A 10,527-nucleotide genomic window follows, 5' to 3' on the forward strand; every position below is an offset into this window, starting at 1 on the left:
CCGGCATCGCAAGCAAATGAGACGCTCATTTCGCGGATGCATGGTTACCATTGTCTCACTCGATCTTGAACCGAACGCGTCGATGCGGGAGTGGTGCCATGACGGATTTGTCCAGCGGTAGCGAGCAGTTGCGGTCCTTGCACGTTCAGCGCGCGCAAGGCGAAAACGGCACAGCCGGCACGGACGGCGCGCGGCACGAGGACGTCGACCCGCAGGAAACCGCCGAATGGCTGGAGGCGCTCGACGCGGTGGTCGCGCACGTCGGCCGCGAGCGCGCGCAATTCCTGTTCGACCGGCTCGCGAGCCACGCGCTCTCGCTGGGCGTCGAATCGGCGCGCAGCAACGTCACGCCGTACCGCAACACGATTCCGTTCGAAGACCAGCCGCGCTATCCGGGCAATCTCGAACTGGAGGAGAAGCTTGCTGGCGCGCTGCGCTGGAACGCGCTCGCGATGGTGGTGCGCGCGAACAAGGCTTACGGCGAACTCGGCGGGCATATCGCGAGCTACGCGTCGGCGGCCGATCTGTTCGAAGTCGGCTTCAATCATTTCTTCCAGGCTGCGGCGCCGGGCGGCGAGGCAGGCACGGGCGACCTCGTTTACTTCCAGCCGCATTCGTCGCCGGGCGTGTATGCGCGGGCGTACCTCGAAGGCTTTTTGAGCGAGCAACAGCTTCAGCACTATCGCCGCGAGATCGGCGGTCCGGGTTTGTGTTCGTATCCGCATCCGTGGCTGATGCCGGACTTCTGGCAGTTCCCAACCGGCTCGATGGGCATCGGCCCGATCAACGCCATTTACCAGGCGCGTTTCATGCGCTACCTCGCCAATCGCGGCCTCGCGCAAACGGAAGGCCGCAAGGTGTGGGGCTTTTTCGGCGACGGCGAGATGGACGAGCCCGAATCCACCGGCGCGCTTTCGCTCGCCGCCCGCGAGGGGCTCGACAACCTCGTGTTCGTGATCAACTGCAACCTGCAGCGTCTGGATGGTCCGGTGCGCAGCAACGGCCGCATCATCGACGAACTCGAAGCGCACTTTATCGGCGCGGGCTGGAACGTGATCAAGGTCGTGTGGGGCTCGGACTGGGACGCGCTGTTCTCGCGCGACCGCAGCGGCGCCTTGCTGCGCGCGTTCGCGCATACCGTCGATGGGCAATTCCAGACCTTCTCCGCCAACGACGGCGCGTACAACCGCGAGCGCTTCTTCGGCCAGAACCCGGAACTCGCGGCGCTCGCCGAGCAGCTTTCAGACGAAGAGATCGACCGCCTGCGCCGCGGCGGCCATGACGTGCGCAAACTGCACGCGGCGTATGCAAGGGCGCTCGCGCATCGCGGTCAGCCGACGGTGATCCTCGCGAAGACGATGAAGGGCTTCGGCATGGGCGCCTCCGGCCAGGGCCGCATGACCACGCATCAGCAAAAGAAGCTCGGCTTCGACGATCTCAAGGCGTTTCGCGACCGCTTTCGTCTGCCGCTCACGGATGACGACGTCGAACAGGTGAAGTTTTACAAACCAGCGGAAGACAGCCCCGAGATGCAATACCTGCATGCTCGCCGGGCTGCCTTGGGAGGCTATCTGCCCAGAAGGCGGAGAGTTGCATCGGCGGGGCTGACCGTTCCGCCGATGTCCTCCTGGGGACAATTCGCGCTGGACGCGAACGGCCGCGAGATGTCCACGACGATGGCGCTCGTGCGCATGCTGACCGCCTTGCTCAAGGACGGCGAAGTGGGTCCGCGCGTGGTGCCGATCGTCGCCGACGAGGCGCGCACGTTCGGCATGGCGAACATGTTCCGCCAGGTCGGAATCTATTCGCCGCTCGGGCAAATGTACGAACCGGAAGACCTCGGTTCGATGCTGTATTACCGCGAGGATACGAAGGGGCAAATTCTCGAAGAGGGCATTTCGGAAGCGGGCGCGGTGTCGTCGTGGATCGCGGCGGCGACTTCGTACAGCGTGCACGACCTGCCGATGCTGCCGTTCTACATCTACTACTCGATGTTCGGTTTCCAGCGCATCGGCGACCTGATCTGGGCCGCGGCGGATCAGCGCGCACGCGGCTTCCTGATTGGCGCGACGTCGGGCAAGACGACGCTCGGCGGCGAGGGCTTGCAGCATCAGGACGGCACGAGCCATCTGGCCGCGTCGACGATTCCGAACTGCCGCGCGTACGATCCGGCGTTCGCCTACGAGCTCGCCGCGATCGTCGACGAAGGCATGCGCGAGATGGTGGAAGCGCAGCGCGACGTGTTCTATTACGTCACCGTGATGAACGAAAATTACGCGCAGCCGTCGGTGCCGGGCGGCGACTTGCAGGCGCTGCGCGAAGGTATTCTCAAGGGCATTTATCCGCTTGGCGAGCAAACGCAGCCGGCAACTTCAGCAGTTTCAGCCCAGGTGCAGTTGCTCGGCGCGGGCGCGATTCTTGGTGAGGTCATTGCTGCGCAGCGGTTGTTAAGGGATGACTGGCAAGTTGAAGCGGCCGTGTGGAGCGTGACCAGCTTCACCGAGTTGCAGCGTGACGGCATGACGTCAGAGAGAGAGGCGCGGCTTGGCGAGGCGACTAGCGCGCCATACATCACGAAGGCGCTCGAAACGTCGCAAGGCCCGGTCATCGCGGCCACCGACTACGTTCGCGCGCTGCCCGAACTGATCCGCGCCTACGTGCCGCGACGCTACGTGACGCTCGGCACCGACGGGTTCGGGCGCAGCGACACGCGCCAGGCGTTGCGCGAGTTCTTCGAAGTGGACCGCAAGGCGATCGTGATTGCGGCGTTGAAGGCACTGGCGGACGAGGGCGCGATCGAGGCGAGCGTGCTCATGGAAGCGCGTCGCAAGTATCGAGGCGATGCGGCAGTTGGCGCGGCTTCGTGGCAATGCTGATCGATCAAGCGGTGATCGTCTTCTGATTCTGTCCATCGCGCTCGCGCGAGACAGCCCGACGCGGCGTCCGCTCGGGCGTTACACCGGTAATGCCCGGTTACCACTTGCAGCATCTATTTCCGCTCGCGCCGTCCACAATCTGTTCATGCCTGAACGGCGGGAGTCCAACATGAAAAAGATTGCGGTGGCGTTGTTGATGGTCGGAAGCCTGAGCATGGCGGGGCAAGCCTCGGCTCATGGCAATGGTGGCGGCGACGTGATCGGTGCGCTGATCGGCGGGGCGGTGCTCGGCGCGGTGGTGACGTCCGTGCTGAATCCAGCGCCCGTGGTCGCATACCAGCAGCCTGTCTACGCGCAGCCGGTGTATGCGCAGCCGGCGTATCAGCCGGCTCCGGCCTACGCAGGGCCGCCGCCGGGATATTGCTATGACCGGTACCAACGGGCGTATGTTGGGTGCGGCGCGCCGCCGCCCGGACAGTATGGCTATTCGGAGCCTCAACCGGGTTGGTAAGCGCGTAGCCGACGCTGCGCCAAACGTAAAAAGCCGTTCCTGCGTAGGCAGGAACGGCTTTTTACTGTCCGCCGCTCAATGTTTGTGGTGCAGCCACTCCGCGTAATGTGTATCGAGCCAGCGCTCCAGCCGTTGCGGCCTTGTCTTCCGGTGATAGTGCGACGCGGCCCAAATGGCAACGCCGACGAACAGCATGACGAGGGGCCCCAGCAAATAAGCGATCAACGATTCAGACATGGGAGCCTCCGCATGAGTTGGGTCACTGCTCCAGTGTAGGCGATGAAATGCGGGAAGAAAGGAGGACGTGATGGTTCGTGGCGAGTGCCGGGACATCGCTGAACCTTGAGGTTCAAAACCTGACGACAAAGCCAATTTCGCTTTTTCTACAAGGTCTTGAGTTCGTTGCATGGTTCGTTGTGTACCAACTAGCCGGCTCTTGCGCGGACGGTGGCGAGCCGCTCACCGCTTTGCAGCGCCTTCAATCTGCGCATCCACGAAATCCGCCCAACGTTGCGCGATTCGACGCTGACCGGTTGTATGTTCCGCAGCCGTGGGCTGTTGCTCCAGACCTTCGAGCGCATCGGAGCGTTGCGCCATGTCGCGCAGATGCGCCGAGGCCGTCCGCCGGAAGTCGTGCAAAACGAAATGCTCCACGTCGAGCCCGAGTGCCTTGACCGCCTGATTCAGCGTGCTCCTGGCGATGGGCCGATCGTCGCCTCTGACGCTCGGAAATACAAAATGTCGGCCCGCTCTCGCGCGATGAAGCTCGCGCAGCAGGTCGACCGCCTGGTGCGCGAGATGCACGCGCTGGTCCCGGTCCTTCTTCAGACGCGCGGCGGGTATCGTCCATAGCGCCCGGTCCAGATCGAATTCGGCCCACGTGGACTCCACCAGGTCGGACTTGCGCACCATCGTCAGCACCAGCAGATGCAGCGCCAGTTTTAGCGGGCGGCGAATGCTCGACGCGTCGATCGCGCGCAGCATCGTGCCGATTTCATCTCCGCTGAGCACGCGGGTGCGGCTGTCGACGGTGGCGATGGAGCGCGCCGGAATGACCTCGGCCGGGTTGGCCGTCGCGAGTTGGCGGGCGATCAGATACTCGTAGAGGCGTTTGACCACGTTGCGCGTATGCAGCGCCATTTTCGGCGAGCCACGGCTTTTGATTCTGTCGCAGATCGCGGCGATGTCGTCGGAGGTGACCGCTTTGATCGGCTTGCCGCCGATGGCGGGCAACACGTCCTTGTCGAGCGTGCGGCGCGTGGTGCGGCGATATTCTTCCGATTTGCCGGCCATTTCCGTGGTGAGATAAAGCTCGGCGGCTTCGCGCAGCACGTCGGCCTTGCTTTCCGCGCCGCGGTCGCGCCGCGCAGTGGCCACCGGCGAGACGCCTTGCGCGACCATCTCCGCATACTTCTGCGCTCGCGCGCGCGCGACGCGCAGCGAGATCATCCTGTAATCGCCGATCGTGGCAAGCGGCTGCCGCTTGCCGTTCAGCGAATAGCGGAAGCGCCAGACCTTGGTGCCGGTCGTCATGACTTCGATCACGAGACCGTTGCCGTCGGCGACGGAGTAGCGGGTCGCGCGCGGTTCAAGCGCGCGAATCTGACTTTCGGTGAGAGGAACGGCTAGTTTGGGCATGCTCGAAACCGTGATACATGGGCAGCCGCGATTCTAAACCTTGCGATGTCCGTGTACCAAAGATTTCGCGCTTTTTGGGTCAACCGGCGGGAGTGCCGAGGCTATCGAGGCGGTCGGAAAAATCCACAAACGCCTTTTGTTTCGGGCTAGACGGCGGAAATCGCCAGCGCGCTCTACTTGCCGATGCAGAACCGGCTGAAAATCACTCCCAGCAGGTCGTCCGAACTGAATTCACCTGTGATCGAGTTCAACTGGTCCTGCGCGAGACGCAGCTCCTCGGCGAACAGATCGAGCGCTTGTGAGTTCTGATCGGCGTGCGCGGCCGCCGTCGCCAGATGCTCCGCGGCGGCGCGCAGCGCAATCAGATGCCGCTCGCGGGCGAGGTAGACGCTTTCCGCACCCGCTTGCCAGCCTGCGATTCGCAGCAGTTCGTCCCGCAGCAGCGCCACGCCGTCGCCCTGTTTCGCCGACAGACGCACCTCGCTGAGTTCGAGATCGGGATCGAGCGCGTTCACCGTCGGTGCGAGATCCGTCAGGTCGGTCTTGTTCAGCACGCGCACGACTGGCACGCCGCGCGGAAAGCGCTCGGCTATCGTCTCGTCTTCAGCGGTCATGCCGGTGCGCGCGTCGAGTAGATGCAGGACCACATCCGCGCGTTCGATCTCGCTCCACGTGCGCGCGATGCCGATTTTCTCCACCTCGTCCTCGGTGTCGCGCAGGCCGGCGGTGTCGATCACGTGCAGCGGGATACCTTCGATCTGGATGGTTTGCGCGACCTTGTCGCGCGTCGTGCCGGCAATCGGCGTGACGATCGCCAACTCGGCGCCGGCAAGCGCGTTCAGCAGCGACGACTTGCCGACGTTCGGCTGCCCCGCGAGCACCACCGACAGACCCTCGCGCAGCAGCGCCCCTTGCCGCGCCTCGCTCAGCACGAGCGCAAGCCGCTCGCGTATGCGCGCGAGCTTGCCGCGGGCGTCGGCGGCTTCGAGGAAGTCGATTTCCTCTTCCGGGAAATCGAGCGTCGCTTCGACCAGCATGCGCAGCGTGATCACTTCTTCGACCAGCGCGTGGATGTCGCGCGAAAACGCGCCGTCGAGCGAGCGGCCCGCCGAGCGTGCGGCGGCTTCGGTGCTGGCCTCGATCAGATCGGCGACGGCTTCGGCTTGCGCCAGATCGAGCTTGTCGTTGAGGAAAGCGCGACGCGTGAATTCCCCCGGCTCCGCGAGACGCAGGCCGAACGCGCGGCCGGCGTCGATGCAACGCTGCAGCACCAGTTGCAGCACGACCGGACCACCGTGGCCTTGCAGTTCCAGCACGTGTTCGCCGGTGTACGAGTGCGGCGCCGGGAAGTACAACGCGATGCCGCGGTCCAGCACGTTGCCGGGGCCGTCGAGGAACGGCGCATAGCTTGCGTGGCGCGGCGCGAGTGTTTGACCGGTGAGCGCCAGCATGAGCGGCTCGGCCGCCGCCTCTCCCGCGCGACCGAACGAAATCCGCACGACACCGATGCCGCCTCGTCCGGGCGCGGTGGCGATGGCGATGATGGGATCGGAATCGGTGGTCAGCATGGAAAGAAAGGTGGCAAAAAACGGAGAGAAGGGAGGTGCGGGGCGCGTCGACACGGCGCGAGGCATTGTAACGCGGACGCCTCCAGCGACTGCGGCGCTCCCCTGCCGGTCGGTGGCCCCTACCGTTCAATACCGGCGATTCAGATTTATCTCATGCAAGCTAGGATTGATACCGCTCTTCTTAAGAATAACTAGGCTTTGATAGGACAAGGAAGCGCGAGCAGGCCATATCAGACAAGGAAAAGACCAAAAAACCGCGATGTGACGAAAGGCTTTGTGGGAGGCGGCATGCAAGCTAAATTTATCTCAAATACGCGAAACCTAAGCTTGTCTGGTTGTCAACTGGGCGCGCGCCGAATTGCACAATCTCGCCCATGCCGACCAACAAAGAAAAAGCCGCCTTCGCCAAGAGGTTGAAGGATCTTCTGGAGCCGCTGAAGATTCGCGGCGGGACCAAGCTTGCCCAGCAGTTTAACCTTCGCTATCACGGCGAGCGGCCGGTCACGCCGCAAACCGCGCATAAGTGGCTCACGGGTACGACGATCCCGAAGCCCGATAAGTTGCGGACCTTGGCCGAGTGGTTGAACGTCAAGGAGCATTGGCTTCATTACGGGCCGTCGCCCGGCATGAATGCGAAGCCGCTGGCGCGCGGCGAGAAATATCCGGTGACGCCCGAGACGATCGAACACGCCTCCAGACTCGTCTCAAAGGTCGTGTCGCTTAATCCAAAGGACCGCTTTCTGGTCGAGGAAATGATCGAGCGGCTGGCCGGTGAGGATACTGACGAAGCGTAGCCGGCGCGTCGAGCGAGTTGCCACGCAGCACCAATAAAAAAGCCGCCCGGTGCAAACCGGGCGGCTTTTTTGCAACTGCTTTTCGTGTTTTGTCAGCCGACCATCAGGCCGTTTTCGCCTTCGACTGTCCCATCATTCGCGTGATGTAGTACTGCTGGGCGATCGACAGTACGTTGTTCACCACGTAGTACAGCACCAGACCCGCCGGGAAGAAGAAGAACATGACCGAGAACGCGATCGGCATGAACATCATCATCTTGGCTTGCACCGGGTCCGGCGGCGTGGGGTTCAGCTTGGTCTGCAGGAACATCGAGACCGCCATCAGCACCGGCAGGATGAAGAACGGATCCTGTTGCGACAGATCGTGAATCCACAGAATCCACGGCGCGCCGCGCATTTCCACCGACGACAGCAACACCCAGTACAGCGAGATAAACACCGGAATCTGGATCACCACCGGCAGACACCCGCCGAACGGATTGACCTTCTCGGTCTTGTACAGCTCCATGAGCGCGGCGTTCATCTTCTGCGGATCGCCCTTGAAGCGTTCGCGCAGTGCCTGCATGCGCGGCGTGATCGCCTTCATGCGCGCCATCGACTTGTAGCTCGCCGCGGACAGCGGGAAAAACACGGCCTTGATCAGCACCGTGAGCAGCACGATCGCCCAGCCCCAGTTGCCGACATAACCGTGAATCTTCTCGAGCAGCCAGAAGAGCGGCTTCGCGATGATCGTCACGTAGCCGTAGTCCTTCACCAGTTCCAGGCCCGGCGCGATGCCCTCGAGCATGCGCTCTTCCTCGGGGCCGGCGAACAGGCGCGCGGAAACGTCGACCGTTTGACCCGGCGCGATGGCCGCCACCGGCTGCTGCACGCCGACGCGATACAGCGCCGGATCGATCTTCTCGACGTAGATCTTGCGCTTCGCGCCTTGCTGCGGAAGCCACGCCGACGCGAAGTAGTGCTGCACCATCGCGATCCAGCCGTTGTCGGCCGAGTCCGCGAAGGTCGCCTTGTTCTTGTCGATGTCGCTGAAGTCGATCTTCTGGAAGTGATGCTGCTCGGTGTAGACAGCCGGTCCGATGAACGTATGCGAGAAGCGCGGCGTTTCCACCGGCTGATCGTCGCGCACCAGTTCCATATAGACCGACGGGCTCACCGGCGCCGTGCCGACGTTCTGGATCTTCGTGTCGACGCCGATCACATAGCTGCCGCGCGTGAACGTGTAGGTCTTGATGACCTTCAATCCACCCTTGACCGGCGACTCGAAGCTGAGCTGGAACGACTTGGCGTCGCCCGTCAGGTCGTGCGGCTGGTTCGGCAACGGCGTGTAGACATCGTTATGGTTCGGGAAATCGCCGCCGAGCAGGCCCGTGCGCGCCAGGTACGTGTGATTCGCGGTGCGGTCGAACAGCGTGATGACCAGATCGGGCTGCTTGCCGTCGCCTTGCTTGACGAGCGACAGCTTCGACAGCGTGCCGCCGCGGGTGTCGATTTCGCCGTTATAGACGTCGGTGCTGAATTTGATCAGTTGCGACTGCGTTGCCGCCGGCGCGTTGCCCGGCGCCGCTGCGTTCGTTGCTGCGTTGGTGGCCGGCAGATCGGCGGGCTGGGTTCCCGGTGTCGTGGTTCCTGGTGCGGCGCTACCGACGGTCTTGGTCGGCGTGGCACCCGGGAAGAACATCGACGGGCGTCCGTGGTCGCGTTGCCAGTTGTCGAACAGCATGACAGCTGACATGAAAAAGATGACCCATAGGACGGTGCGTTTGATATCCATGCGTTGTCTCAGTGTCGATGGAACGGCGCGTCAGCGCTTTTCAGAAGTGGGAGGCGGGACGAGATCGATGCCGCCCGCGGAAAACGGGTGACAGCGGCAAATACGCCTGGCGGCGAGATAAGTCCCGCGCGCGGCGCCATGATACTGGATTGCTTCGCGCGCGTAATCAGAGCAGGAAGGGTAAAAACGGCACCGGTTGCCGAGCATAGGGCTGACGGCAACCTTGTAGAAACGCAATAAAGCGATGAGTACCGTTTGCATGACTGGTGCGGCCCGACGGCGCCGCGCAACGTGGAGTACCGGACGACGCCCTGCGATACGTGCAATACGGGCGGTCACTTGAGCGTCATTCCGTCTTGGGCGCTTCCGCGGGCGGCGCCTCGCGACGGACAATTTCGCGCGCCGCCTTGTCGAGCAGCGCCTCGATCTCGCTGCGGCACAGCGCCTTCAACGGCGGCGACGAGGCGCTCGGCAAAGCCTTCTTGTCGAAGCGCGTGTGCAAGCGCAGCAGCACATCCCAACCGCCGAATTCCGCGCGACGCAGCCGGAAGGCCTCACGCGCGATTCGACGTACCAGATTACGCGTGGCCGCGCGCGGCGCATACTTCTTGCCGATGACGAGCCCCAAGCGAGCGTCTTTGCCGGTGGGCCGGCCGTACACCACGAAATGCGCGGTGCGGCGCCACGGGCGCAAACGAAAAACGGATGAAAATTCATCCGTTTTCAGCAGCCTTGCGGCTTTGGGGAAGGCGGCTTGCGCTCGCAACGGAACCGAGCCCTGTTGCTGCGCTCCAGCCGCTCCCGCTTTACCGCGGGCTTCGCTTTCCGGCACAGGCCGCTCGCTGCCTTAGATGGCGAGGCGCTTGCGGCCCTTCGCGCGACGTGCGTTGATGATCTTGCGGCCACCGGCGGTCTTCATGCGAACGCGAAAGCCGTGGGTGCGCTTGCGACGGGTAACGGAAGGTTGGTAAGTACGTTTCATGTTGCTCTCACTTGATCGAAAAATAACCGCGCGATCATCGCTGAAAGCGCAATGGCCGGAGGTCTACAGAATTGGTTTTCGCGGAACCCGCTATTTAAACCCGTTTTCCGTTGGTCGTCAATAGTTTAGCCGGGCCCGGCCGCCGGCCGAGCGTGCTTCCCGAGATGATCGGTCCCTGTGGATAACTCCCTTTTGGCTCCGATTTGGCGTTAGAATCTCGCCTTACTTCCCAAAAATCCTGCACGCCGCTCCGGCCCGCTTGCCCCGCAAACCCTTGTGGCACAAGCGCCTGGAGCCATTGCGCCTGGCTGCTCAGGGCCTCGTTGCGTGCGCGCGACAGGGGCAGCGGCGAACCGCCGTGCACACCATAACGACAGCAACCCG

The 10,527-nt window shown here is 63.2% G+C and carries 10 protein-coding genes; 3 read left to right on the forward strand and 7 right to left on the reverse strand.

Annotation, left to right across the window (positions count from 1 at the left end; translation table 11 throughout):
* The first annotated feature begins 98 nt into the window (after positions 1–98).
* Both mdeB and CUJ90_RS18375 read left to right on the forward strand, forming a co-directional pair.
* The gene (mdeB, locus tag CUJ90_RS18370; protein ID WP_114163391.1) at positions 99–2,876 is read left to right on the forward strand and encodes an alpha-ketoglutarate dehydrogenase; all 2,778 of its coding nucleotides are present in this window, start codon (positions 99–101) and stop codon (positions 2,874–2,876) included.
* A 169-nt stretch (positions 2,877–3,045) separates the two neighbouring features.
* On the forward strand, positions 3,046–3,387 hold the full coding sequence (locus tag CUJ90_RS18375) for an ecotin precursor (protein ID WP_114163392.1): 342 nt from the start codon (positions 3,046–3,048) through the stop codon (positions 3,385–3,387).
* Positions 3,388–3,462: 75 nt separating this feature from the next.
* Here CUJ90_RS18375 and CUJ90_RS32860 read toward each other — a convergent pair whose 3' ends face one another.
* The 3 genes from CUJ90_RS32860 to mnmE all read right to left on the reverse strand — a co-directional run bounded on the left by CUJ90_RS32860 (position 3,463) and on the right by mnmE (position 6,593).
* Positions 3,463–3,624, reverse strand: a complete 162-nt coding sequence (locus tag CUJ90_RS32860; RefSeq protein WP_167363270.1) for a hypothetical protein — start codon at positions 3,622–3,624, stop codon at positions 3,463–3,465.
* A 222-nt stretch (positions 3,625–3,846) separates the two neighbouring features.
* The gene (locus CUJ90_RS18380; protein WP_114163393.1) at positions 3,847–5,025 is read right to left on the reverse strand and encodes a tyrosine-type recombinase/integrase; all 1,179 of its coding nucleotides are present in this window, start codon (positions 5,023–5,025) and stop codon (positions 3,847–3,849) included.
* Positions 5,026–5,198: 173 nt separating this feature from the next.
* On the reverse strand, positions 5,199–6,593 hold the full coding sequence (gene mnmE / locus CUJ90_RS18385) for a tRNA uridine-5-carboxymethylaminomethyl(34) synthesis GTPase MnmE (RefSeq protein ID WP_114163394.1): 1,395 nt from the start codon (positions 6,591–6,593) through the stop codon (positions 5,199–5,201).
* Between the two features lie 374 nt (positions 6,594–6,967).
* Between mnmE and CUJ90_RS18390 the strand changes: the two genes are divergently transcribed.
* Complete coding sequence (locus tag CUJ90_RS18390; protein WP_114163395.1) at positions 6,968–7,387, forward strand: XRE family transcriptional regulator; 420 nt, start codon at positions 6,968–6,970, stop codon at positions 7,385–7,387.
* A gap of 103 nt (positions 7,388–7,490) precedes the next feature.
* On the opposite strand, the gene yidC is transcribed toward CUJ90_RS18390, so the two are convergent.
* From yidC to rpmH, 4 genes are all read right to left on the reverse strand, one after another.
* Positions 7,491–9,161: a membrane protein insertase YidC gene (yidC, locus tag CUJ90_RS18395; RefSeq protein WP_083086076.1), complete on the reverse strand. Its 1,671-nt coding sequence runs from the start codon at positions 9,159–9,161 to the stop codon at positions 7,491–7,493.
* A 30-nt stretch (positions 9,162–9,191) separates the two neighbouring features.
* Positions 9,192–9,422, reverse strand: coding sequence for a membrane protein insertion efficiency factor YidD (gene yidD, locus CUJ90_RS18400; RefSeq protein WP_007180115.1), 231 nt, complete (start codon positions 9,420–9,422; stop codon positions 9,192–9,194).
* An 85-nt stretch (positions 9,423–9,507) separates the two neighbouring features.
* On the reverse strand, positions 9,508–9,993 hold the full coding sequence (locus CUJ90_RS18405; protein WP_073427905.1) for a ribonuclease P protein component: 486 nt from the start codon (positions 9,991–9,993) through the stop codon (positions 9,508–9,510).
* Between the two features lie 15 nt (positions 9,994–10,008).
* Complete coding sequence (rpmH, locus tag CUJ90_RS18410; protein WP_114163396.1) at positions 10,009–10,143, reverse strand: 50S ribosomal protein L34; 135 nt, start codon at positions 10,141–10,143, stop codon at positions 10,009–10,011.
* Positions 10,144–10,527: the final 384 nt, after the last annotated feature.

It is taken from the genome of Paraburkholderia terricola (assembly GCF_003330825.1).
Classification (GTDB): domain Bacteria; phylum Pseudomonadota; class Gammaproteobacteria; order Burkholderiales; family Burkholderiaceae; genus Paraburkholderia; species Paraburkholderia terricola.